This is a genomic window from Paenibacillus sp. MT86, from assembly GCF_058792535.1.
In genome coordinates this window covers 3444303-3468689 of record NZ_CM179499.1, presented here as the reverse complement: position 1 = coordinate 3468689, position 24387 = coordinate 3444303, and the positions used below count along the sequence as shown (strand labels likewise).

Below are 24387 nucleotides of genomic sequence, written 5' to 3'. Positions count from 1 at the left end.
TAGGTGAAAACTAGACGAAGTTTGACTGCTATGCTGCTTGTCCCGGTCATGCTGTTATCGTTAATCTCCTCCGTGTATGCGGAGGAGGCGGGCGGAGAAAGCGCCGGCTTTTATAATCTGGCCCAAGGGAAAACGTACACGTGGTCGGAACAGCCGGAGGGCGTTTTCCCGGATGACGGGACGAAGCTGACGGACGGCAATGCCGCCGACCCCTCGCGTGACAGCGGCAACTGGGTGGGCCACCGCAACAAGAAATCCCGTTCGGTTGTATTTGATCTAGGCGAGCAAAAGACGGTTCAGGAGGTGAGCGCGCGTTTCCTGCACGATTGGCCGAACAACGAAACGCTTGTGCCGCTCACCGTTTCGTTCTACGCGTCGGACGATGGGGTGAGCTGGGGCGTATTGTCTCATAATGCAACTCAGTTGTTATGGGGCGACCAGACCAACATCGAGACATTTGCATGGGATGGCAGCCCTGAAACTGGAACTGTCAAGCGTGGCGATTATACCGAAGGACTCGTATATGCTCGGTATGTGAAAGTGGTGTTCTCCATGCATCCGAGGGCATGGAGCATGATCGACGAGGTGACGATTACCGGTGCGGATGGCTTGATCGCCGGAGCACAGCCGGTACAGCCTGAGCCGTACGCCCTCCTGCAGCCTGGAGATGCAACTGGCGGGATTCAAAACCTGGGCTTGCTGTATAACGGACACTACGCGGACGGCACAGGAAATTGGACGAAGGAACGGGCTATCCCTAATATCAGTTATGTGAACGAGCAGGGAGAGCCTGTCGATTGGCTGTTCGACGGCGTACTGTATCTGGGCTTGACGTCGGATAACGGCAGAGGCTTCGGAGCGGCAGAAGCGGCCGGCAAAGCCAGAAAACAGGAATGGGAATGGTATTTGGATAAAACGTTTAACGCTGGCGGCGATATGAGCGCGTTGAACGAGGCGACGGTCGATGCAGGCGTGAAGCTTGGCGAGCCCGACCATAAGACGAAGGTTGTTCTGATGATTCCAGAACCGGGCGAGTATCAGTCCGACTTCGGCAGCATTGACGGCGAGGATCTGAACTTCGATGTAGGTGCGGTCGGCGATGCCGCATCGCTGGATAACAGGTCCAAAGCGATTCAGTGGTGGGTCGATGAAGTGCAAGCCAGATGGACGGCTGCGGGCTACTCGAACCTGGAGCTCGTCGGCATGTATTGGCTGGAGGAACAAATCAGCACGCATGCGACCGGGCCGGAGATGGTCAAGAGAGCGAGCGACATCGTTCATAACGCAGGCCTGAAGCTGTTCTGGATTCCTCATTTTATGGCCTATAAGGCATTCATGTGGAAGGATGTCGGCATTGATGCCGTATCTCTGCAGCCGAACTATTTCTTCGAGAAACTGGACCCTTCGCGTCTGGAGGATACAGCGGATATGGCGAAGCGGTACGGCATGTCGCTGGAGCTGGAATTCGACGACCGGATGATCAACGACGCCGTCTTCCGCGAGCGGTTCATCGAGTACTTGAACAGCGGCGTGGATACCGGTCTGATGCAGCATGGATATAAAGCTTACTATCAAGGCAACAACGCTGTATACAACGCGGCGAAAAGCACAGACCCTGCTACCCGAGTGCTTTACGATTGGCTATACCAATTCTCTAAAGGCACTTATCAGAAGCAAGACGCTGCTCCGCCTGATGTTGTAGCGCTCATGAACGGGCAGCCGATCTCGGAGCATACGATCGTGCCTGATACGACACAGGCCGCATTCACCTGGACCATTCCGGGAGACGACGGGAGCGGGATCGTTAAAGTTACGGCCAAGTATGACGGCAAGCCTTATACGGAAGGAACTGTTGTAGATCTGACGGGTAAGCCGGGCAAACATGTGCTGGAGCTGACGGTGGCGGCTGCCAAATCCAAGACGGTTAAATTCGTAATAGAAGCTCGTTTGGGCGCTGAAGGCCTATTGGCTCTTGTTGATAAGTACGCGGACAACAAGCAGCTTAGCAATGCCGATACGGTTCGCGCTATGCGCAACGCCTTGATCATGATGGAGCGTACGCAAGAGAGCGACCCTGAGCAAGCCAGGGACTATTTGCTGGCATTCTATGCGAAGCTGGAAGAAGCTAAAGGCCTTGAGTTTGTAACGGAAGGCGCTTATACAGCGCTGAAGGAAGGCGTGTATTTCGAGGCTGGCAGCATCGCACAAGATAAAGAAGCAGAGGCATCCTCAACGGAAGCCGCAGGTCTGGAGCCTGCGAAGGCGCTCGACGGCGCACCGGCCACGCGTTGGGCAAGCGAAGTCCGCGATACGGCTTGGTTCCAGGTTGATCTGGACAGCCAGCAAACCTTCGATACGATCCGCATCGATTGGGAATATGCGCGCGCGGACCAATACCGTCTGAGCGTCTCGGATGATAAGCAAACGTGGGAGCCCTTGAAGGTCGGCAACAATGGCGTAGTTAAAGCTGCCGACGGCAAGAACACCCTGGTTTTCCCGGCAACGACGGCAAGATACATCAAGTTCGAGGGATTGAATCGGGCAACGTTTTACGGTTATTCCTTCTATGAATTCGGCGTGTACGATCTTGCTCCGCAGCAAGAACTAAAGACGTTGGACGGCATACAAGCCGCTGTGGACGCTTCCACGAAGAAAGTCACGATTGACGGTCTGGTCATGATTGGCAAGAAAGAACATTTGTATGTGAAAGTGCTTGACCCAAAAGGCAACATTCAATATACCGGTCAGACGGGCACTGAGGATGACGGAAGCTTCCGCATCGCCTTTACGTTGACCGGAGAAGAGCAAGGGAAGTATGCGGTCGAGCTTGAAACGGATGACATGACGATTCCCGAGCTGGTAACCTTCGAATACCGCAAGGCGCCTACGAGTGGTGGAGGCAATGGAGGCGGCGGTGGAAGCAATGGTGGTGGCAGCAGTGGAGGCAGCGGCGGAGGCAGCAGTGGAGGCAGCGGCGGAGGCGGTCAGGCGCAGAATCCGTATACCTTGCAAGCGGACGGTTCAGTCAAAGCCGTGCTTGTCCCAACGATGAACGGCCAGCAGGCTGCCGCTGCGGTCGGGGCGTCGGATCTGAAGGCCGCCATTCAGAGGGCAGTGGCCGACAGCAAAGGCAATAAACATGTTCATGTTGAATTGAAGCCGTCGAACGCGGCTGGGAGCTATGCTTTGGAGCTTCCGGCGGCTAATCTGACGAACCAGCCTAATCTGATTCTGCATATCTCCACGCCGTACGCTCAGCTTGTTTTGACTGGTGACATGCTGGCAGGAGTCAATGAGAATGCTGGAAAGCTGCTCGTAATCGTAAGCGATTATGCGGGCGAGTATCGCAGTAACGAAGCGGCCGGGCTGATCGGCAACAGGCCAATCGTAGAAGTTGCATTGCAACTCAACAGTGAAGCTCTGTCTTGGAAAAATACGAAGGCATCGATTTCGATTGCCATTCCGTATTCGCTTCAAGCAGGAGAGCAAGCTGTTGATCTGCAAGCTTTCGAGTTGATGGGCGACAGCGCGGCGGCAATTAATGGCGCGTCTTATGACAAAGACAAGAATATGCTGCGATTCTCCATCGACCATGTCGGCGTCTATGCTATCGGCGGCAAGAATCCGGCTGCATTTAGCGACCTTGGCAAGCATGAATGGGCGCGCGAGGCGATCGAGAAGCTGGCGGAAAGAGGCATCGTCAAAGGCACCTCGATCGAAAAAGGCAAGTTCAGCCCCGCAAATCAGGTAACGCGAGCTGATTTTATCTTGATGCTGGTGAACATGCTTGACCTGCGTGCCGAAATCGCCTCGACGTTCGCCGATGTGAAACCGAATGATTATTACTATGATGCGGTCTCCATCGCCAAGCAATTGGGAATCGCTTCGGGAGTGAACGAAGTTAACTTCGCTCCTCGTGATTCAATCAGCCGCCAGGATGCTATGGTTATGCTGACCCGAGCGCTGCAAACGACGGGGGCAATAAAGCCGTCCGCATCCGGTTCAACGCTTGAGGGCTTCCGTGATGCGAGCCAGATTGCGCCATATGCTGCGGACAGCGTGGCAACGATGTTCGAGTATGGGCTGGTTACGGGCTCTAACGGCTACATGAAGCCGAAGAGTACGACCAGCAGGGCTGAAGCGGCGATGTTCTTGTATCGCGTTCTTCAATTAATCGAGGGGCAGCAGCAGTAGAAGCGGGAACAATTGATTTAAGCACATTCCGATTAGCGCGGCAACGCGCCCGGGGTGTGCTTTTTCGACGATACAGAATAGAACTTCTTAAACGGAGGGATGAGAGGTTGAAGAACTACTTGAATGAACAAACTATGTTATGCTGGATACAACAAAGTGCGTTCATTTCAAGAAAGGGGTTTAAAATGCCATGTGCCGAAATATCAAGACCTTATTCAATTTCGACCCGCCTGCGACGGATGAAGAAATTCAGGCTGCAGCGCTGCAATTCGCAAGGAAGCTCTCGGGGTTTAACCGTCCTTCCAAAGCGAACGAAGCGGCGTTTAACCAAGCGGTGCAAGAGTTTACCGCCGTTGCACGGCAGCTTCTGGATTCTCTGGTGACTCAAGCCGAACCCCGCAATCGAGAGGTCGAGATCGCTCGGGCCCGGGAACGAGCCGCTAAGCGATTCGGAGAATCCTAAGCGGGTATAGACGGAATCCCACTAAAGGTACCTAGGTTTTTTGGAAACTCGATCGTTTTGACTCCTGAACGTAAACGCTGTCGAAAGTATTGAAACTCCGCCTAAAGCTTCATTGTTTCCACCGACAAAAGAGGACGTTCAACATGAAATGCCAGACGGGGGTTAATTGTTACCATTCGAGATCTCTCTCAAGTATTGTATGGGTGGGAGAATGTTATCAAGTTCTGGCGAGAGACAAGAACAAGGTCCCAATGAAAGTCGCTTATTTAGCGACTTTCTTTGTTTTATAGGTACAAGTTCTTGTCCCGAGTCGAGGACAAGAACTTGTACCTATTACCGTAATGGACATGAACTTGGTCCGATTACCGATATGATAAATATCTAATCAGCTTGTTATTCTAACCATGATTTTGTATTATACGTGTTTTTTGATATCGTTGTCGCACATTATCACAGAGCTGCTGGGAACAATCAGTTTAAGCCACCCCAAATAAGTTGGAGGAAGTGCATGAAATGTTTCGGATCAGCGGCGATTCTCCCAGTGATCCCATCGCCCGGAGCCCGGAAGCCTACGGACGACCAGTTGGAATGGTCCTGCAAAGTGGCTGCCGCGCAGGAGAAACTGGTTAGGGGGTATGATTAATGCCAAGGATGTGGAGAGAAGACAGGGCAAATAAGAAGTCTGATGGATGGAATCGGCCTGCGATAATCGCCTATGACTCTTCTCGATGGGGTAGTGTTACCGGGCTCAAGGTGTGACGACCATTCGCTTTGGAGTCTTGATAACCCTTGTTGTACTTGAATCTTAAGTATATTCTTGAAGAAGGGAGGTGGCCAGATGGAGAAGAAACGTTCCGCCAAATATAACACACCAAAGGATTCACGTTTGCTTGAATCAGACAAAGAAATTCGTTTCGAGCTTCCTTACGAGACCGAATTTGAAAATTTATCTTATATTGGCGTCGTTTTATACGAAACATGGCATGTGCCCGGTCACCATCATGAACATTTTGAACTGTGTTATGTGGAAAGTGGGCAAGGGTGGTTTACGATAGACGGATCTTACTACACGGTTAGTCAGGGAGATCTTTTTATAACGAAACCAGGCGAAAGTCATCAAGGAGCTGCCGCTGGAGACTTGCCGTTTAGGTTGTATTACCTTGGCTTTAATCTCGAGCAGATGAGAAGCTTGGAAGTGGAATATTACAAAATCGGTTTTAATCGGGTGGAGAAGGACGAAAATGGTCTCATAAAAAGCATTTTCGATAACATTTTTGAAGAACTGCGCATGAAAATCTTTTTAAGTAAACCGATGGTACAAGGATTGTTTATCCAATTGCTTGTCTCCATAGCACGAATCTATAAGGCCTCATCGCAAGAAAGAAATCATGGAGCGAAAAAACTGCCTTCGGACATTATCGAAATTTTAAATTTCTTGCATGCCGAAATTCGTGCCGACCTTACAATCAATGACCTTGCGCATCAGTTCCATATCAGTCGTTCCCATCTGGCCCGGGAATTTAAAGAGCATTTGGGGGTAACCATCGGGGAGTATATTCGTTCACTCTGTTTGGACAAGGCGAAGCACTTGCTGCTTGAAACCGGTGAATCGGTAAGTTCCATCGCCGTGAAGCTGCATTTCACATCGATCCATTCGTTCAGCATATTCTTTAAGCGGCACAGTGGAAAATCCCCCCTCGAGTTTCGGAATCACAATACCTCTCGTTGACCGGTCCATCCTGCGCAGTGCAAGACGCAGAAAAGAGTTTAATTGGTGAAAATGTTTAAATTTAAAGCAATTATTTAAAAATACATCCCGCAGTATCACAAGTATAATTACAGCAGATTCAAAAAAAGTTAGGATGAGGTGTTGACAGATGGTAAATCATCATGATGTACGTGTGAATTGTCTTCCATCGGAGCGGGATGTTGCTTTTTTTGACGAGAATGGTTATTGGATGTCTCCGGTCATCTTCTCGGCGGAAGAGCTTGCTCAGATTAAGGAACATCAAGACAAGATGTACAAAGGTGAATACGAGACGGGGAGAGAACCGGTATGCAATTGGTTGGAAGGTCAGAATAACCCGAAAGCATTGCGAAAAACGGATAACTCTCATTGGTCCGATAGGACGCTTCGTCAGGTTGCGACCGACCCTACCATCGGAGCCATTGCCGCCAAACTGATGCATGCCGATGCGATTCGGCTGTTTCACGACCAACTGCTTTATAAACCGGGCAGAGGTAATGGTAAGGAAACGGCTAATGTGGGCTGGCACCAAGATTATTCGTATTGGCAATGCTGTAAGGAGCCGTCGCTCATTACTGCGTGGGTGGCATTTACCGATGTGGACTTGTCCAATGGGTGTATGCAAATGGTGCCGCGAAGTCATAAATGGGGGCTTCTGAACGTGAGTGATTTCTTCGAGCAAAACATGGAGAAGCAGCAGGAAACGATGGATATTCCGGAAAATGAAAGCTTCACTACAGTTCCGATGGTGATGAAAGCCGGTCAGGTAAGCTTCCACCACGCACTGACCATTCACGGCAGCGGCCCTAACATAACCGAAGGCGCTCGACGCTCGATGGCTGTGCATTTGATGACGGGGGAGACGAGATACACCTACAATCCAAGAGGAGATGGCCATTTTAATGCGCAAATGATGGCAGGTAAAGATGGAGAGCTATTCGCAGGTGAAGCCTGGCCTGTGCTTTATGAGGCCAAGATCTAATGAAAGTAGCGATATATAAGGCTTTGTGGGGCATGACCGGCAGTTGGGAAGAAAGCTTCAAGCCGATCGCTGGGGCGGGATACGATGGGGTTGAAGCTGGCCTTCCCGGCCCGCAGGATCAACAGCGTAAAGCTCACGATCTCGAGATCCGTCCAAATTCATGCCCGTGTCGGCTATGCTCAAGGACCGCAAGTTCCGCATCCCGCAGCTCCCGAATACCAGCAGGAACTCTTAACTCATACCCGTTGGTGGCGCGAGATTTATCAACATCGTAGTAAAGAGGGAGCAGAGTGCTTGTCGGTTACGACCGATTTCGGCCCGCCAAATTATTTGAACACAATGCATTTCAGCAATGAACCTGTGGCGAATTTATGGGAGGTGTGCGACTGGATGAGACAATATATCGCTGCTGAAATTGCACACGAATCCTTTAAAGAGTAACGATCAGCCGACATCATGTTCAAGCGTATTCTCTATTACAATGAGAATGCGCTTTTTTGTGCTTCCGTACCATAAGCAACTTTTGTTCAACTAATAGGCAGGATAGTCAAATATCCAGATGTGTTGATGGTATCCTTATCGACGATCATTACCTTACTGGCGGTCCAAACGATACAATTGTTCCTCGTTAATGATAAGATAGAAAATTTATCAAGAACCAGGCACTACAAAAAAATTTCATCATATATAGTTGATATCCGTTCGGATTTGATGAGGAGGATATTATGCAACCTATGTTACCTATGGAAAAATATTTTGGGCAGTTTGAACTGGTCCATGCTTTTTATGGGGCAATGCCTACAGGTGTCAGCGTTTCCGAAACCGGTCGTATTTTTGTTTGTTTTCCGAAATGGGGAGACGACGTTCCATTTACTGTGGCGGAAATTGTTGAGGGTGAATTGCAGCCTTATCCCAGTTTAGAAAACAATATGGTTAGTACTGGTAATATCACAATGTCTTTCGTCAGTGTCCAAAGTATCGTTGCCGATGGAAGAGGAACGCTTTGGGTACTAGATACAGGGGCACCAAATTTTTCTGAACCTATTCAAGGGGGAGCAAAATTAGTTGCTGTTGATTTAAGCACGAATACAATAAGGAGAGTATATACCTTTACAGAAGATGTTGTCTTGCCAACCACTTATCTGAATGATGTCCGTTTGGATTTTCGGGTTGGAAGCGCGGGATATGCATATATAACGGATTCTTCTTCCAGAGGGCCAGGGGCTGTTATCGTCGTCGATTTAGACAATGGGAACGCGTTTAGACGATTAAATGGGGCAGAATCAACTTCACCTGATCCCTATTTTTTACCGAAAGTAGAAGGTGAAATTTTGATGAATCGAAACCCGGACGGCTCGACTTTCCCATTTAGATTGGCTTCCGATAGTTTAGCGATTTCTCCTGATGGAAAGGTTTTATTTTATGCTCCGCTAACCAGCCGTCAACTGTTCTCCATCTCAACAGAAGCCCTTAGAGACAGAAGAATACAGGACATGAATTTATCCCAATATGTGCAGTATTGGGGAGAAAAAGGTGCGTCTGATGGAATGATCACCGGCGCAAAAGGAACTGTTTATGCGGGAGACTATGAAAACAACAGTATCCGGAAGATATTGCCGAATGGCGCAATGGAAACCATCGCGCATGACCCGAGAATTTTATGGCCGGATACTTTTTCGATTGGACCCGATCAATACTTATACGTCATTGTGAATCAATTACATCGGCAGGCGAGATTTCATTATGGGAGAGACCTGCGGGAAAAACCATATAGTTTACTTCGTATGAGAATTGATGAATTCCCTGCTCCTACCTTTTCATAATAATCATAAACAAGGTAGCTATCCCTCATCAGGGGGCTGCCTTTTTTGTCAGTTGAAATTATGATATATTCCCGCAACTGGGCACCTGACCCCGAAAAACGCTTGCGCAGCAAATATTAAAGGGCTTTTTGAGGTCGGATGACGATGGTGTACTTGGCGGGAAAATGTTGCTTCCTAGAAGCAAAAGCCCCTCCGCAGTTTTGCGGAAAGGGCCGTGAACCATTGTGGTTTTATGCATTTTGCCTGGACGAAATACGGTGTCAGGACAGAATGTTCATGGCGGTCTGAATGTTTTTCAGATCAAGCTGAATTTGCTCAGGAATATGGTAGGGATGGTATAGGCCCCTCTGCATCATGTAGTTTGTTATCTTTTCATGGGACTCTATGGCTTCTTCGAGCTGTTTCATCAAAATCTGCTTGATTTCAGGGGTGGCACATTCGGTCACGGCCATGGCGTAGTTCCTGACTCCGCTCTTGGCATTCATCAAAAAATCCATTGCGATCACGTCATCGGTCAGCATATGAAGCCCTGTCATGTGTTCTAATATTGGGTTCATGTTTTATCTCCTATAGGGTCGCTTTAGACAGCACTCCACCGAGTTCCTGAAGCTGCTGTTGTGATAGTTGTACGTCTTGTTGCAAAATTTGCATGAGCTCAGGGTCGGTTACCAGAGCTTGCATGGTCTTGGATTTGGTCATGCAAACCGTCTTGAACGCAGCTATTTCATGTACCTCAAGCATCTCATGCAAAGCATAATTGGAATTCATTCGGATTGTCCTCCCGCGTATCTATCCATAATTTAAGGCTTTAAGATGACTTTAATGCAATCGTCCGTTTTGGTATCGAACACTTCATAGCCCCGTTTTGCTTCGCTGAGCGGAATGACGTGCGTAACAATGTCTCCTGGATCCACTTTTCCAGAAGTAACCAGATCATACATGTACGGCATGTAGTGAATGACCGGAGCTTGTCCGGAGCGGATATTCACGTTTCGCTGCATGATGTCGCCGAGCGGGAATCCGTTATAGCGTCCGCCGTATACACCAGTGACTTGGATGGTCCCGCCTTTGCGGACAGCCTGTGACGCAATGATAAATGCGCTCATGGTGCCGCCTTGCAGTTTCAAACCGCTGGCTAGAAATTCGAGATCGCTCATCTTGCCGTCCATGCCTACCGCATCAATGACGACATCGGCGCCGCCTTTGGTCATTTCCTTGAGATTGTTGCCGATATTCTTATCCTGTTCGAAGTTCACGATTTCCACATGGTTCGTTCGCTTTGCATGCTGTAAGCGGTAATCGACATAGTCAACGGCGATGACCCTCTTTGCTCCCTTTAGCCAGCAGAATTTCTGGGCCAGAAGTCCGACCGGACCGCAGCCGAGCACGATGACCGTATCTCCATTCTTGACGCCGGCGTTATCTACGCTCCAGAATGCCGTCGTCATGGCATCGGCGATCAAGCTTAGCTTTTCGTCCGGTTGCTCGCAGTTTTCAGGAATCTTGAAGTGGGTGAAATTAGCAAACGGAACTCGTAAGTACTCAGCTTGCCCACCAGGGTAACCACCGGTCGTTCCGGAGTAACCGAAATAGGCGCCCATATCCCCGTGTTCGTTTGAATTGTCGCATTGGCTTTCCAGCTGATTCTTACAATAAAAGCATTCTCCGCATGCGATGTTGAAAGGGATGATCACCCGGTCGCCTTTCTTTACCTTGGTCACTCCAGGACCTACTTCTTCTACAATCCCCATCGGTTCATGCCCGATGACATAGTTTTCCTGAAGGTTAGGGATCATTCCGTGAATCAGGTGAAGGTCCGAACCGCAAATGGCGGAACTGGTGACTCTTACGATCATATCGTCCGGTTTTTCAATCTTCGGATCCGGCACCTCTTTGACCACGACATTTTTAATCCCTTGATACGTTACCGCCTTCATGCTTTGTGTCCTCCAATATGTTCATCTGGGGTCCGATCAAACATCCCTTTACGCGACGTATCATCCGGGAACAAATCCATCTGCCCGATCATCACCGTATTGTTTGCCGAAAGCTGGTCGAGTTGGTACTGTTCGTTCAGCTCGTAAGGATGGAACCATTTTTTGCGAATCATGAGCTCCGTGATTTCTTGGTGCATTGCAATACCCTGCTTAAGATGATTGTGCAGCAGGGCTCTTACATCCGGTGAAGCCGTTTCCGTCAGGGCGATGGACAAATTACGCACACCCTCCTTGGCACGAAGAAGGAAGTCCATGGCAAACGTCATATCTGCCATTTCCGGCATATTTAATGAATTAATCGGATCTAAATAATCGGTATTCATTTGAATTCCCCTTAATGTGTTATAGGTGTCGGACTATTCGGAACAGGCGCTTGGAAAGGAGCTCTTGCGTAGATTGCTTGCAGCTCGGCGAGCTGTTGTATGGATTGGATTACGTCTTTCTGCATTAAGTCCTTTAGCTCTTGATCAAAGACCAGGCCTTGCATAAGTTTTGACTTAGCGAGGCAGAGCGTTTTAAAGTTTAACGCTTCATGCAGTTCCATCGATTCGTGCGGTGCTAGCGTTGGATTTTTCATTCAGAAATGATCACCTCCCTTTTCATCAACGTTAGATTTTCCAACGAATCGGATCTTATACTAAAATGGATTGCCAGAGATGTAAGATCCGTATATTCCCATACCGTTCACAGGAATATAAACAAATTCTTAACCTCATACTTAATTCTGTTTAACTTAACTGAAAGATCTTGCTCAAGGGAGGAGTACTCACTGTGCCCAATAAAAACAAAATTGATCTAGGCACCGAAACTACAAGAGAACCGGCAGAAGGTACACTTAATTCCAGCGGTAATACGCTGGAGCAGCATGCATCTAACGCTGCTTCTGAGGCACAAACTGCTTTAAATCAGGCGATAAGCTCGATAAGTGAATCTAATGCGGCAACAAATTCACAAGCTTTGGAGAGGGCCCGGCAGCAATTGACCCAAGCTGAGGAATTTTTAGATCAAGCGCAAACTTCAGCATATGCATTACGTCTGCCTGACCAACGATAAAACGGTTTTGGCATTTCTTCTTTTTCGGATACAGTAGAGTCAGGCTTATTAATGTCGAGGTATGGTCGTCTGTCTATATCGAGTATATCCCGATGATGTTTCCGAACTTACGCCGATACTTTTTCCGCATGGGCAAATGACCTGCGTAGCTGCTCAAGGAACGTATTTGCCTTAGACACGGTGAGTTTCCGTCAAAAGGCTTCGGCTTTTGACGAAGCTTTTTGTTTTTTGAGCTGTCTCAGACATTTTCAAAAAAAATTATCGAAACCGGATATGATTAAGCAGTGGAGCCCAATATATACAATTTGCCGGACTTTGATCACTTTTTTGGGAAAAATCCCCTTTCAGTAGACAAGAGAAAAAAGACATCTGTTAAGATGGACTTAATCTTGCCTAACGAATGAAGGGATTTTTTCATTACTAAAAAAGAAAAGGACAAGAACATGTGCCGATGTGTCCCAAGCTGATCCGTCTACCCAGTAACCGTGTCGCCAATCACAAGTATTTCGTTGGTAATGGGCGCGGGCTTACGCTTTTGGGTCCGGAAAAAATGATATTATCAATTACGATAAACGAGATTTATGTATAAGCCATCCTTTATTTCAAATTCTGCAAATCGATCGAGCCTGTTGATCTTGTTACCAATTATTACATACCTTATAATCTCATTATGTGACAATGCGTGCACAGTAAGAAAAAGAACAAATTCAAAAAGATAGGAAATCACCCATGAGAAAATTGCTAGTATGCACGTTAGCTATCATGCTAAGTTTAGCTGCGTTTACCCCCGCTATTTACGCTTCTGAAGTCCAAGTATCCGTGGATGGGCGTGATGTGCAATTCCCGGATGAGCACCCATATGTCGATCAGAGATCCAACCTTACGATGGTTCCACTTGCTTTTATATCCGACAAGCTTGGAGCTGCTACGAAATGGGACTCAAAATTAAAACAAATCACGATCTCGCTTAACCGTGACACTGTTATTTTGGTGATTGGCGATCATCATGCACTGGTGAACGGTAAAAGAGTAGACTTTGAAGGGTCGGCAGTGCTCAAAAACGGCCGCACGATGGTTCCGTTGCGTTTTATAAGTGAAGCCCTGCATGCTAATGTGGAGTGGCAGCCCACGCGCAATCTGGTGAGCATTATGACCTCCGTGGCCAATGTTCCGAAAGGAACATGGATATGGGACAGTCAGATCATCAAACAGGATCAAGAGAAAATTATAAGCTTTGCAAAAATGAAGGGTGTGACATCTGTTTACCTTCAGGTGAATAGAGATATCGATCCAGCGATATATGAAGGTTTTATACGAAAAGCCAAAAGCGAAGGAATTCAAGTGGAAGCCCTTGAGGGGCGCCCCGAATGGGTCTATAAGTCTAAGCAGGAGGATATTCGAAAATTCATCACGTGGGTTAAAACCTACAATTCCTTTGTTGGCCCGGAGGCAAGCTTTACAGGACTGCATTTCGATATTGAACCTTATGCGCTAAGCGAATGGAAAAAGGACAACAAGGCGATTATTGAAAGCTGGATGGACAATTTGAGACTGATCGAGAAAGAAACCAGAGGGAGCGGCTTGAAAATTGCTATCGATGTTCCGTATTGGCTGAATACGATTAATGTTCCGGGGAAGGATTACAGTATGAGCGCATGGCTGCTCGAGAAGTTCGATTGCCTCGTCATAATGAATTATCGGAATCATGCATTAGGCAGCAATGGAATTGTGGAAAATGCGCAGGCCATGCTGAGAGAAGCATCCACTCTGAAGAAGAAAGTTGTTGTTGCTGTAGAAACGGTCAAAAGCACAGAGGGTCCGCGGGTCTCATTCTTTTCCATGAGCAATGAAGTGATGGAAAAGGAGCTTCAATCTGCCCATAATCAATTGGCTCGCTACGCAAGCTATGCCGGCTTTGCCGTTCACGATTTTAAAAGCTGGCAGGACATGAAATAAGCAGCTGGTGTTTATCTAATTGTCTGACGTTTAAGTCGAAGGGCATTAAAACGGCTTGCTGATCGGGGAAAACTTTACCGCATATGCCATAGCTCATAGCACTCCCAAATAATTAAGCTAACGGTGTCGAGGGACAAGAACAGGGTCCCATAGAAAGTCGCTATAATAGCGGCTTTTTTGTTTTATCGGTACAAGTTTTACAATTTTTAATGAAGAAGGAGAAGTTGATGAAATTAGATTTTCCCCCATAGACGAACTACCATCTCCTGTCATATTTCACTGTACAAAGGATAAGAGATGCAGTCCATTTCCAAGGTAAGGTCTTTACGAGAACAAAATATACGTACGTAATTATGTAATAGGCGATACAAAAGGACATTAAAAAGAAAATGGCACCCTTTGGGTGTCGCTTGAGCATGTTATGGTTTTAATAACTTATCCGATAGCGTGAGGTGATACAGATCTCGCCTGTCGCCGGTGTCGGCTGTGGCCCCTGCAGCTGTAATTTGTATGGAGTTAAAGTTAGTTTTGGTAAAGCTCAAGCTCGAACCGGGGTCAACCTTCAACTTTTATCGAGATTTTATCTGATATTGAACTTGTGAACAATTTAAGTACGTAAGGGAGGTATGGAAATCCACTGGACTTACAAGTGGTATCGTATGGAAAAGAATCTAGATTAACAATATACTAGCTATAACAGTTTATTGTTGAGGAGAATATTAAATGGATGAAGTCAACGAATCAAAACAAATTGTATTACAAATGGGCGGTGCCTTGCCGGACATACTGTTGGATGATAAAATCTAGACATAAAGAAGGCTGCATATGGAACGTGCAATCTTGATGATGAATGTGCGAGAAAACCAGGGAGGAGAGTCAGTTACATGGCAAAGATCGTTTTCGCATTGAACCAGTCTCTGGACGGATTCGTTGACCACGACCACACGGCATTTCAGCCCGACCCCGTGCTATTCCGTCATTTCATCGACGACGTGCGCGGCCTCGCAGGCATCCTGTACGGGCGCCGTATGTACGAGACCATGCGGTATTGGGACGGAGACCATTTAGAATGGGATGCGCCGGAACGGGAATACGCAGCGGCGTGGCAAAGCAAACCGAAGTGGGTGGTGTCGAGGACGTTAAAGTCCGTCGGTCCAAACGCTTATCTGATCGAGGGCGACCTCGCAGCGGCCATACGTGGGCTGAAGGCTCAGCATGAAGGAAAGATTGAAGTTGCCGGACCGGAGTTGGCCCACAGTCTAACGGAGCTTGGTCTCGTTGATGAGTATCGACTCTATCTCCATCCAGTCGTGCTGGGTCACGGCAAGCCGTTCTTCGCCGGTCCGCGGCCGCCGCTGCGCCTCGTGGCAAGCGATCGAATTGGCGAGAAGGTGATAAGGTTGACCTACGTTCCAGCTTAGTGTGCGGTTGACCCAGCGGCCTAAAGGGCACGTTACTTTAATAGGGATTCTCCTTCTGTAGCGGCAGTCAGAGGATCTCTTATTCTTTGAAATTTGTTCAGTTATGTGAAATGACATAGTTATTAATGGAATTGACGATTGACCTTCGTTGGAAGCAAAGTTATCCGAAAAACGGAATCTCAGACAAAGCAGTGAAGGCAAATTGAATTTTCCATTAAAGTAACGGGAAACGAAAGCACGATCAAAATAAGAAAGCAGCTGATCTAGGTGATCAGCTGCTTTTGTTGTAGTATCAGGAAGATTTTTCATATTCCTTTATTTGGTGTAAAATATGAAATAAAAAGGAGTAGACGAACGGTTACAGAGTGAAAAGTGAGAATGTATTCTAAAAGATTTACAAGAAAAAGATAAATTATTGAGCTGAAAGGTGGAAAACGGTGAGACTAAAAAAAAGAAGAAACCGGATGTTCTTTGTATTTATCATCAGTGTATTGTTTGTCCTCATTAGTGCAGGATGTTTTGCATCACAGGAGACTCATCAGCTTGAGCAAGTGAAAGAGCAGGAGCAGAAGCAGAAGCAGGAGTATGACCAAGGAAGTGGAATGAAATTTTCCAGCCTTTCTGAACAGAAGATCGAGGATTTTGCTAAGCTCAGTAAGGTATGGGGAGTGGTGAAATATTACCATCCAAAGGTTGTATCTGGGGATATAAATTGGGACTATGAGCTATTTCGTGTGATGCCTTCTATTTTAGAAGAAAACTCGGATGTGAATTCAATTCTCTATGATTGGGTTCATACGCTAGGTAATGAGAGCATTTCCGGGGATCTTGAACAGCAATACCAGTTTTCCGATGATTCCATACAAATCAGTCCAACCACAGATTGGTCCAAGGATGAGGAATATCTTGGAACAGATCTGAGTCTTGAATTATCAAAAATTTTAGATTCTAACATTTCAGAACGAAAAAATGCATACGTTAGCTTTAATGATGAATCACCCTTAGGGATTATGCATAATGAAAACGCTTATACTAATATGAAATTTGATGACACGGGCTACAGGTTGCTTGGCTTATTCCGCTATTGGAATATTATCGAATACTATTTTCCTTATAAAGATGTCATAGGAGAGGATTGGGATCAAGTGCTTATAGATTTTATTCCTAAAATGATAGATGGATCTGATTATCATTCCTATTTCATGACATTAGCAGAACTAACAACTAGAGTACACGATTCTCATGTTTATTTGAGTGGCAAAAATAGAGAGTCCATTACTGAGTATTTTGGAACGTATCGGCTTCCCGTAAACTTTGTTGAAATTAACAATCAGATTGTTATAAGTACAGTCCATAACAAATGTGGACTTGAGGTCGGAGACATTGTACTAAAAGTAGGTGATAATAATATTGATGAATTATTAGAAGATAGAAGAAAATACATCTCACAATCACGAGAAGACACGTCAGGACATGTCTATAATGCATTATTCCGAACTCATCAAAAGAATATGGACGTTACTGTCATTCGACAGGGAAAAACAATGAACATAAGTGCGACAAGCAGCCTAGAAGAGAATAATTACTTTGTTTATACGAAATCACAAGCAATGGAGAACGGAGAGATCTACTATATTAATGCCGGTCTGTTGGAAGATGGCGAGATTGATAATATCATGAAAAAATGGTGGGACACTAAAGGTCTGATTGTTGATCTTAGAAACTATCCTTCTAGCTCAGTTGACTATAAATTGGCCCAATATCTGATCCCTTCTGAGGAAGAGTTTGCCAAAGTATCACTTCCTAATCGTGCAGTACCAGGTGAATATTATTTTGAACCTCTTACCTCAGGGAAGCCTCAACGGACAGATGACGAGGTTTTTAAAGGGAAAATTGTGATTCTAATCAATGAACATACGATTAGTAACGGTGAGTTTACAACGATGTTGCTGAGAAAAACAGAAAATTCAATAGTTCTTGGGAGGCCAACTGCTGGAGCGGATGGCAATGTATTCAATATTACTCTTCCAGGAAATATAAAAACTGGCATAAGTGGAATTGGTGTATTTTATCCAGATAAAAAACCAACGCAAAGAATAGGAGTGCAGCCTGATATTCGTCTTGATCCAACGATTGAAGGACTTATGGAAGGTAGGGATGAGTATGTTGAGAAAGCTGTTGAAATAATTAAAAATGGTTATTAAACTATTTCCTCCTACATAGACAAGAACTTCATCGGTTGAACTATAAATTTAATAATTGAATTCTTTTTAAAACCCGTTTGATGGACCCATTGAAAGTCGCTAATTTAGCGGCTTTTTTGTTTTATCGGTACAAGCTAGCCTAAGATGTCGGGGACCCAAGGCGATGACAAGAACTTGTACCGATTGCCGGAATGGACAAGAACAAAGTCCGATTACCGATTAGATGAGTATCTAAATGAAAAGCGATTAAAACCTCATGAAGTAGCATTATGTAGGACAGTTTCCGCATTTTATAAATGCTCCGCCGCGTGCCAGAGCGAAGAAGATGAGCAGTGCAATAATCGAGCCAACGATGGCTGGAATAATATGAAATCCGCTAATAACCGACCCCCTTGGTCCCAGCAATTCTGTTCCTAACCAGGAACCGATACAACCCGCAATAATGTTCCCAAGTACACCGCTCGGTACGATCCGCCCAAACAAGTTGCCGCTTAACCAGCCAATAATTCTACACCAACAATGAGTACCCAGAGCAGATCCATGGATTGTTCTCCATTCTTCGGGTTTATTACTAGTTATGTTGGGCTCAGGGTAATATACCTCATCTTCCAGTTGGTGGAGGAATCTACAGTGTCTGTGCTAAGATGAGGGTAAATGATGATTCAAGCTGGGGAACAAGGCTAGAAGGGGTGCACATTGAAGAAAATACTTGTCATTGACGATGAAGTCGCAATCAGAGATTTAATTGAGCTCGTACTGAGAAGAGAAAACTACGTCGTTCAAACGGCTGAAAACGGAAAAATAGCCCTGCAGCTGCTGGATGCTTTTGGGCCGGACCTGGTGCTGCTTGACTTGATGCTGCCTGACTGCTCCGGATATGACCTGTGCAAGGAAATCACCGGGAAACGTGCCGTTCCTGTGATCATGCTCTCTGCCAAAAATGAGGTAATCGACAAGGTGTTGGGACTAGAGCTAGGGGCGGAAGATTACATGACCAAACCCTTTGACAATCGTGAATTGCTCGCTCGGATCAAGGTGATTCTGAGAAGAAACGAGAGCAATGAGGAATCAAGTGAAGGAACAGAAGTGAAATCTACACGCATCATTCATGAAGAGCTGACATTTGATCTGGAAAGCCGAAGGGTGCTGAAAAACGGTGTACCCGTGTCTTTAACGGCCAAAGAGTTTAAAATTCTGGAAACGTTACTCAAAAGGCCGGACAAAATCTTTACCCGGGATGAGCTGCTGCAGATCGGATGGGGATATGACTTTATGGGAGACAGTCGCAGTGTGGATATGACCATCATGCGATTGCGGAAGAAGCTGGAGGATAACGCGGACGAACCGAAGTATGTCAGGACGATCTATGGATTTGGCTATCAACTTGGAGGTGGCGAGGCCTGAAGTATGCAACCCGGTTACTGCTGAATTATTTATTTTTCTCCGTGCTGTCCTTTGGCATCATCATTTTTGCGGTGAATAAAGCCATCGATTACTACAGCTTCATTACCATCGAAAAACAGATGATGGAGAAGGCGGATCTGTCCGAGTTGTCTTTCCGTGAGGTGTTGGCACAGCATAGATCATCGACAGGAGAATCGCAGACAGAAGAAATCGTCAGACTTGCTCTGGAGAAGCTGAAAGCTTCAGGCAAGGAAGTACGTATCTATGATAGCTCCAAGCGGTTGCTGGGCTTGGCAGTGGATGGCATCATCATTAATGAAGGCAAACCGCTTATTTTTGACAAAAATATTGAGAAAGCCCTGAGCGGCAGTTATGCCTACACCGTAACGGAAGATCATCTGCTTTATTTTGCAACTCCCATTCAGAATCAATTTTACGAAAATGCTTATGTGTATGAGTTCGTGGACGACATTTCGTACTTTTATGCGATTATGGATCAAATCCGTTATATCTTGTTTGCGGGTGCAGGCGGATTCATTGTGCTGATTACGTTAGCCAGTCTGTGGATTGCCCGCAACACAACCAAGCCGATTAAGGTGCTGCTTGGCGCAGTGCAAAGTTTCTCTAGACAAGAGTTTCGAAGGGTTCATCTTAACCGGAAGGATGAGCTGGGCATGCTGGCAGATGGGCTGGATTCCATGGGGCGTCAGCTAAATGATTACATTCAGTACCAGAAACAATTTGTCTCCAACGTATCTCACGAGTTAAAAACACCATTGGCAGCCATTCGTGGTTTCTCTCAATACTTGGTTGAAGGGGAGAACGAGAACAAGGAGCTGCAAAAAATCTATGCTCATCTGCTTCAGGAATCGGATCGGCTGACGCGCTTGATTAATGAATTGTTGTTGCTATCCCGATTCGACAAGGCTGGTTCTAACGAACTGGAAGCCCGGAAAACGGAAATGAACGAACTGATTCAGCAAGTGGCAATGAATATGGAAGCGAAGGCTAAGGATAAAGGGATCAAGATTATGGTTAGTAAAGCACAGGGAGAATCGGATGATGAAGGTACAACAAGAGTTTATGCCAACACAAATCCAATGTTAATGTCCCATGCGATCGCCAACCTTGTGGACAACGCTATCAAATACTCAGGCAATCACTCACAGATTAAAGTAGAGATGGAACATACGCCAAGCGAGGTAGTTATACGGATACGTGATCAAGGTATCGGTATCGCGGGCGATGAGCTGGAGCGAGTGCAGGAACGATTTTACCGGGCGAAAAATGCAAGCACAGCGAACGGTTCAGGTCTTGGACTTTCGATTTGCAAAGAGATTGTAGAGCGGTTTAATGGATATATTGACATGGAAAGTCAGATCGGGGAAGGAACGACCGTTACGATTGTTTTGCCTCGTGTGTAGACCTGCATCTAAACCCAAGCCTAAATAGGTAACGTTACAAGATTGGTACATTTCTGTTATGAGACTAACAAATGCTTTTTTTATAATCACTTCATAAGAACAAATCACACATTTATGGAGGGATCATGATGAAACGGATAAACAAAGCTGGAGCTGTTACCCTGCTGAGTATTTTACTAACGGTAGCATTAGCAATGACGGGCTGTCAGTCTAGTGGTGCCAAGTCGCCAGAGGCGACGCAGAACGAACAGGCCAAAGGCGAAGGAGCATCAAATTCTACTGCGCCTGCTTCAGAAAATTCGGAAGGACAAAGTGCTGAAGCTATTAAGGAAGGTTCGATGGAGAAGGAAGGCAATGTAGTGCTGAAGGAGCTTGCTTTTGTCTATAATGAGCACACCATTGCGATTTCGGATACAGCGAATGAAGATCAGATGGAACAGATGCTGGGCAAACCGGATAACCTGAAATCTCATACGTACAGTGCCGGCGATGGAACAAACATGGATACGTTAATCGGTTTTACAGAAAAGGTTTATACGTATCCTGGTCTGGAGATTAAAACAATCAGTATACCGGAGGGGAAACAAGACTCCATCTTTCATATCGAAATTACAGATCCTAAGTACGCGACAGTGCGAAACATTAAAGCAGGAGATAGCCTGGATACACTCAAAAACGCCTACCCTGAGGGGAAACTGCTTGGTGATGGAGCCCCTAATGAGGAGGATGACTTCCGTTACGAGCCATCCAATTATGTGGATGTGATGTCGTTTCATATCAAGGATGCCAAGGTGGAGAGCATTCAGATCTACAGCCTTCTGGACTAATATTTAGTGATCGATGTTGGTAAGCATTCATACGATTCACCTTTAATACCTGCCCGGGAGAGGGGCAGGTATTTTCTGGTTTATAGACTCGTTTTATAGAATGTGTCGGAGGACAAGAACTTGTGCCGATTACCGATTAGATAAGTATCTAACTATGTTTCGAAGCAATTTCATAAACTAACGGGCAGGATATTTGAAGATCAAACACATTGAGCCTTACACAAGTGACGGTGAAATTTTGGGCTTCACCGTGTATAAAAAGGCAGGAGGTGCCCTTATCCTGCCCTTCTTGCGTGTTTTAGATTTTGGCTTCTACTGTACTAAACTATCAAAATCCGGCTGCAATTTGTTCCGCAAAACATACAGCATGATGGCACCGACAAGGAATGCGACGGCATCCGCAATGACGAGCGACCAGATCACCCCGTGGAAGCCGTTCATCCAATTGGCGATATAGAGCACAGGAATCAGAGTAGCTCCTTGAATAACGGACATAATAAACGCGGCCGTTCCTTGCGCTGTTGCTTGGAAAATCCCCGTAAACAACGTGGTCATTCCAGTAATGAACAAGGATAAGAATGTCACATGCAAAATGTAGCTGCCCATTTCAATTAATTGCGGGTCATTCGTAAATAAACCGATTAAGTGATCGGAAATCAGATAGACGATGACACCGAATACGATGGCTAACGCCACAATCGTTTTGATCGTAAATCCAATGGTTTGCTTCATCCGTAATTTATTCGCTGTAAAGGAAAAGGCAATGAGCGGCACGACTCCCTCGCATAAGCCCATCAGAATAAACTCAGGAAATTGCAATAAACGTGATGAAATTCCGTAAGCCGCTACGGCCGGATCTCCATATTCAATAAGAAAACGATTTAAGATGAGCGACATAGCACCCAAAAAGATACTCATAATAAAGACGGGAACTCCGATTTTGAATACATTGCTCAGAATCTCCTTGGAAGCCTTGAACCATTTTACGGAGACGGTTAAGAATTGGCTCTTGTATCCAATATGGAAGGCGTAGAATGCACTCGCAACCAAGTTGGAAATGACCGTAGCAGACGCAACGCCAATCACATCCCAATGAAACACGAAGATGACGAACGAATCGAGAATAATATTGACGACCACACTGAGAATCATACCGATCATCGATGTGATGGCTGCACCCTCCGAGCGCACGATATTCTCCAGCGTGAAGAATAATACGACGATTGGTGAACCGATAAGCATAATCGTGACATAGTCCTTCGTGAATCCGAAGGAGTCAGGCGTTGCCCCCAGGCCATAAACGATGGGATCGATCAACGGAAGACCGACGGCCATCACAATCAGACCGAGAACCAAACTGCTGTAAAAAGCGAATGAAGATACTTGCTTTGCACCATCATATTTTTTCTCACCCAGCAAACGGGAGATGAATGTACCGCTACCCATGCCAATCAAGTTGCCTAGCGCCATAATAATTGCGAATAACGGCAAGGTTAATGCGAGTGCGGTTAACATGGCGGTATTTTGAAGTGTACCAAGGAAATAGGCATTCAAGATGGAATAGATGACACTCATTGACGTGCCTAGCATCATAGGTACAGCGAAGTGAGCTACGGCTTTTGCGACCGGGGCTTTTTCAAAGTAATGGAGGTTTTCTGCATCCATGCGGGTCACTACTTTCTTTATTTATTTTGGGTCCAATCTTACAGTGTTAGATTGAACCTTACAGTGTTAGATGATATCATGAACCTATGAACCTGTAAAGAATAAACTTACACTGTTAGATAAAAGGGCGGATAACGATGAAAAAACAGCAACCTCAGATTTCGGAGGATAGGATTTTGGAAGCCTCGTGGGAGTTACTCGGTGAGGAGGGGATCGAGAAATTCAGCATGAGACGATTGGCCGTTAGGCTAGGGATTCAGGCTCCCTCTATATACTGGTACTTTAAGAGCAAGCAGAATCTCTACCAGCGTCTGGCCAACCAGGTATCGAAAATCATTCTGGAGGAGTACCACCCCGAGGGGGACTGGAAGGAGCAGTTGAAGGGACTTGCGGTAACGGTCCGAAGCGTGCTCAGCCGGTATCCTTGCTCCACGCAGCTCATGATGTCGACGCTGCCCCACGAACCGGACATCATCCGGTTCACCAACCGTATGCTGCTCTGCGTGGAATCGACGCCGCTTGAGCAAGAGCAAAAAATACAAACGGTTCTTACGATCATGAATTATGTCTTCAACTTCGTTTTGGATGATTATGAGCACCAGCGCAATGTCTCCGCGATTCTTAAGGACCATGGAGCGGGAGCGCTTCCGGGTGAGGAAATGACTCGCCTTCTGGATTCCATGAGCGAGACGGATGCGGGACTGTTCCGGAGAATGTTCACGAACGGGCTGTTCGAACTAATGGGTACCGACAAGGCGTTCGAATTCGGCTTGAAGCTGATTCTGCTCGGGATTGAGCAGGTGATCAAGGAGCAGGAGAAGTAGGAAGTAAGAACCGCCCATCCGGTGATCGGATGGGCGGTTTTGAATAGGTTTACCGTTTAGTCGCACCAAAATTCGCGCTATAGATGATACGTTGAATCGTATCATAAGTAAGGGCAAGTTTTTTGCGGAATTTCTTGTAAGTTACGGATTTTTGTATATAGGTTTGCAGGTTCCGGACTATGGTAACGTTTGAAAAGGTACATAGGGTTATCGTATAAGTGTTGTATTTGGTAATGTGAAAACCGTCAATGACTGGGATGCATTGTTCCAATCCTTGATGTCCGGTTAAACCGTTATCCTCGTAGGCGGAAAAAGTGAAGCACTGATTGACAGCACCAAAGGAGGGGAACGGCGATCCGTTGAAGTTTGCGGGTTGTGGAGGATTTCTTTTCGGGGACAAGAA

The 24387-nt window shown here is 46.3% G+C and carries 22 protein-coding genes and 1 pseudogene; 15 read left to right on the top strand and 8 right to left on the bottom strand.

Annotated features, from left to right (window positions below; genetic code table 11):
• The first annotated feature begins 3 nt into the window (after nt 1-3).
• From AC3RCL_RS15385 to AC3RCL_RS15355, 7 genes are all read left to right on the top strand, one after another.
• Nucleotides 4-4194: a DUF4855 domain-containing protein gene (locus AC3RCL_RS15385; RefSeq protein ID WP_492536184.1), complete on the top strand. Its 4191-nt coding sequence runs from the start codon at nt 4-6 to the stop codon at nt 4192-4194.
• A 190-nt stretch (nt 4195-4384) separates the two neighbouring features.
• A complete protein-coding gene (locus AC3RCL_RS15380) occupies nt 4385-4657 on the top strand; it encodes a DUF2277 domain-containing protein (RefSeq protein ID WP_192571867.1) in 273 nt (90 codons plus the stop codon).
• 508 nt (nt 4658-5165) lie between these two features.
• Entirely contained in the window at nt 5166-5300 is a 135-nt protein-coding gene (locus AC3RCL_RS15375) for a hypothetical protein (RefSeq protein WP_277745850.1), read from the top strand.
• A 195-nt stretch (nt 5301-5495) separates the two neighbouring features.
• Nucleotides 5496-6386 (top strand): helix-turn-helix domain-containing protein, encoded by an 891-nt coding sequence (locus AC3RCL_RS15370; protein WP_492536181.1) that lies wholly within the window; start codon nt 5496-5498, stop codon nt 6384-6386.
• A gap of 148 nt (nt 6387-6534) precedes the next feature.
• Complete coding sequence (locus tag AC3RCL_RS15365) at nt 6535-7386, top strand: phytanoyl-CoA dioxygenase family protein (RefSeq protein WP_492536179.1); 852 nt, start codon at nt 6535-6537, stop codon at nt 7384-7386.
• 84 nt (nt 7387-7470) lie between these two features.
• Nucleotides 7471-7827 carry a hypothetical protein gene (locus AC3RCL_RS15360; RefSeq protein WP_492536177.1) on the top strand — a complete coding sequence of 119 codons (357 nt, stop codon included), beginning with the start codon at nt 7471-7473 and terminating at the stop codon, nt 7825-7827.
• A gap of 284 nt (nt 7828-8111) precedes the next feature.
• Nucleotides 8112-9209, top strand: coding sequence for an L-dopachrome tautomerase-related protein (locus AC3RCL_RS15355; protein ID WP_492536175.1), 1098 nt, complete (start codon nt 8112-8114; stop codon nt 9207-9209).
• A gap of 260 nt (nt 9210-9469) precedes the next feature.
• Here the strand turns inward: AC3RCL_RS15355 and AC3RCL_RS15350 are convergent, their stop codons facing one another.
• From AC3RCL_RS15350 to AC3RCL_RS15330, 5 genes are read right to left on the bottom strand one after another with little or no spacing between them, the layout of a single operon-like run.
• Nucleotides 9470-9766, bottom strand: coding sequence for a spore coat protein (locus AC3RCL_RS15350; protein ID WP_492536173.1), 297 nt, complete (start codon nt 9764-9766; stop codon nt 9470-9472).
• Between the two features lie 10 nt (nt 9767-9776).
• The gene (locus AC3RCL_RS15345) at nt 9777-9977 is read right to left on the bottom strand and encodes a hypothetical protein (RefSeq protein ID WP_492536171.1); all 201 of its coding nucleotides are present in this window, start codon (nt 9975-9977) and stop codon (nt 9777-9779) included.
• A 32-nt stretch (nt 9978-10009) separates the two neighbouring features.
• Nucleotides 10010-11146, bottom strand: coding sequence for a zinc-dependent alcohol dehydrogenase (locus AC3RCL_RS15340; RefSeq protein WP_096773758.1), 1137 nt, complete (start codon nt 11144-11146; stop codon nt 10010-10012).
• Entirely contained in the window at nt 11143-11529 is a 387-nt protein-coding gene (locus AC3RCL_RS15335; protein WP_492536168.1) for a spore coat protein, read from the bottom strand. The genes AC3RCL_RS15340 and AC3RCL_RS15335 overlap by 4 nt, the downstream gene beginning before the upstream one ends.
• Nucleotides 11530-11540: 11 nt before the next feature.
• Nucleotides 11541-11783, bottom strand: coding sequence for a spore gernimation protein GerQ (locus AC3RCL_RS15330; RefSeq protein WP_492536166.1), 243 nt, complete (start codon nt 11781-11783; stop codon nt 11541-11543).
• 194 nt (nt 11784-11977) lie between these two features.
• On the opposite strand from AC3RCL_RS15330, the gene AC3RCL_RS15325 reads away from it, so the two are divergent.
• Nucleotides 11978-12259 carry a hypothetical protein gene (locus AC3RCL_RS15325; protein ID WP_492536164.1) on the top strand — a complete coding sequence of 94 codons (282 nt, stop codon included), beginning with the start codon at nt 11978-11980 and terminating at the stop codon, nt 12257-12259.
• A 729-nt stretch (nt 12260-12988) separates the two neighbouring features.
• A complete protein-coding gene (locus AC3RCL_RS15320) occupies nt 12989-14215 on the top strand; it encodes a copper amine oxidase N-terminal domain-containing protein (protein WP_192571876.1) in 1227 nt (408 codons plus the stop codon).
• A 419-nt stretch (nt 14216-14634) separates the two neighbouring features.
• Here AC3RCL_RS15320 and AC3RCL_RS15315 read toward each other — a convergent pair whose 3' ends face one another.
• Complete coding sequence (locus AC3RCL_RS15315; RefSeq protein WP_492536162.1) at nt 14635-14757, bottom strand: hypothetical protein; 123 nt, start codon at nt 14755-14757, stop codon at nt 14635-14637.
• A 342-nt stretch (nt 14758-15099) separates the two neighbouring features.
• Between AC3RCL_RS15315 and AC3RCL_RS15310 the strand changes: the two genes are divergently transcribed.
• Together AC3RCL_RS15310 and AC3RCL_RS15305 are read left to right on the top strand one after the other, a co-directional pair.
• Nucleotides 15100-15636, top strand: coding sequence for a dihydrofolate reductase family protein (locus AC3RCL_RS15310; protein ID WP_492536161.1), 537 nt, complete (start codon nt 15100-15102; stop codon nt 15634-15636).
• Nucleotides 15637-16073: 437 nt separating this feature from the next.
• The gene (locus AC3RCL_RS15305; RefSeq protein ID WP_492536159.1) at nt 16074-17840 is read left to right on the top strand and encodes a S41 family peptidase; all 1767 of its coding nucleotides are present in this window, start codon (nt 16074-16076) and stop codon (nt 17838-17840) included.
• A gap of 267 nt (nt 17841-18107) precedes the next feature.
• Here AC3RCL_RS15305 and AC3RCL_RS15300 read toward each other — a convergent pair.
• A pseudogene (locus AC3RCL_RS15300) lies at nt 18108-18382 on the bottom strand (GlsB/YeaQ/YmgE family stress response membrane protein).
• A gap of 154 nt (nt 18383-18536) precedes the next feature.
• Between AC3RCL_RS15300 and AC3RCL_RS15295 the strand changes: the two are divergent.
• From AC3RCL_RS15295 to AC3RCL_RS15285, 3 genes are all read left to right on the top strand, one after another.
• Entirely contained in the window at nt 18537-19244 is a 708-nt protein-coding gene (locus AC3RCL_RS15295; protein ID WP_492536157.1) for a response regulator transcription factor, read from the top strand.
• Nucleotides 19245-19315: 71 nt separating this feature from the next.
• Nucleotides 19316-20668, top strand: coding sequence for a sensor histidine kinase (locus AC3RCL_RS15290; RefSeq protein ID WP_492536155.1), 1353 nt, complete (start codon nt 19316-19318; stop codon nt 20666-20668).
• A gap of 125 nt (nt 20669-20793) precedes the next feature.
• Nucleotides 20794-21495, top strand: coding sequence for a hypothetical protein (locus tag AC3RCL_RS15285; RefSeq protein ID WP_228468926.1), 702 nt, complete (start codon nt 20794-20796; stop codon nt 21493-21495).
• Between the two features lie 312 nt (nt 21496-21807).
• On the opposite strand, the gene AC3RCL_RS15280 is transcribed toward AC3RCL_RS15285, so the two are convergent.
• On the bottom strand, nt 21808-23160 hold the full coding sequence (locus AC3RCL_RS15280) for an MATE family efflux transporter (RefSeq protein ID WP_492536152.1): 1353 nt from the start codon (nt 23158-23160) through the stop codon (nt 21808-21810).
• A 137-nt stretch (nt 23161-23297) separates the two neighbouring features.
• Between AC3RCL_RS15280 and AC3RCL_RS15275 the strand changes: the two genes are divergently transcribed.
• The gene (locus AC3RCL_RS15275) at nt 23298-23984 is read left to right on the top strand and encodes a TetR/AcrR family transcriptional regulator (RefSeq protein WP_492536150.1); all 687 of its coding nucleotides are present in this window, start codon (nt 23298-23300) and stop codon (nt 23982-23984) included.
• The last annotated feature ends 403 nt before the right edge of the window (nt 23985-24387 follow it).

Bases quoted from the DNA above. Each gene is read 5' to 3' on its own strand.
- AC3RCL_RS15380 (WP_192571867.1), top strand. From the start codon at position 4,385: ATGTGCCGAAATATCAAGACCTTATTCAATTTCGACCCGCCTGCGACG.
- AC3RCL_RS15375 (WP_277745850.1), top strand. From the start codon at position 5,166: ATGAAATGTTTCGGATCAGCGGCGATTCTCCCAGTGATCCCATCGCCC.
- AC3RCL_RS15370 (WP_492536181.1), top strand. From the start codon at position 5,496: ATGGAGAAGAAACGTTCCGCCAAATATAACACACCAAAGGATTCACGT.
- AC3RCL_RS15365 (WP_492536179.1), top strand. From the start codon at position 6,535: ATGGTAAATCATCATGATGTACGTGTGAATTGTCTTCCATCGGAGCGG.
- AC3RCL_RS15360 (WP_492536177.1), top strand. From the start codon at position 7,471: ATGGGGTTGAAGCTGGCCTTCCCGGCCCGCAGGATCAACAGCGTAAAG.
- AC3RCL_RS15355 (WP_492536175.1), top strand. From the start codon at position 8,112: ATGCAACCTATGTTACCTATGGAAAAATATTTTGGGCAGTTTGAACTG.
- AC3RCL_RS15350 (WP_492536173.1), bottom strand. From the start codon at position 9,766: ATGAACCCAATATTAGAACACATGACAGGGCTTCATATGCTGACCGAT.
- AC3RCL_RS15345 (WP_492536171.1), bottom strand. From the start codon at position 9,977: ATGAATTCCAATTATGCTTTGCATGAGATGCTTGAGGTACATGAAATA.
- AC3RCL_RS15340 (WP_096773758.1), bottom strand. From the start codon at position 11,146: ATGAAGGCGGTAACGTATCAAGGGATTAAAAATGTCGTGGTCAAAGAG.
- AC3RCL_RS15335 (WP_492536168.1), bottom strand. From the start codon at position 11,529: ATGAATACCGATTATTTAGATCCGATTAATTCATTAAATATGCCGGAA.
- AC3RCL_RS15330 (WP_492536166.1), bottom strand. From the start codon at position 11,783: ATGAAAAATCCAACGCTAGCACCGCACGAATCGATGGAACTGCATGAA.
- AC3RCL_RS15320 (WP_192571876.1), top strand. From the start codon at position 12,989: ATGAGAAAATTGCTAGTATGCACGTTAGCTATCATGCTAAGTTTAGCT.
- AC3RCL_RS15310 (WP_492536161.1), top strand. From the start codon at position 15,100: ATGGCAAAGATCGTTTTCGCATTGAACCAGTCTCTGGACGGATTCGTT.
- AC3RCL_RS15285 (WP_228468926.1), top strand. From the start codon at position 20,794: ATGATGAAACGGATAAACAAAGCTGGAGCTGTTACCCTGCTGAGTATT.
- AC3RCL_RS15280 (WP_492536152.1), bottom strand. From the start codon at position 23,160: ATGGATGCAGAAAACCTCCATTACTTTGAAAAAGCCCCGGTCGCAAAA.
- AC3RCL_RS15275 (WP_492536150.1), top strand. From the start codon at position 23,298: ATGAAAAAACAGCAACCTCAGATTTCGGAGGATAGGATTTTGGAAGCC.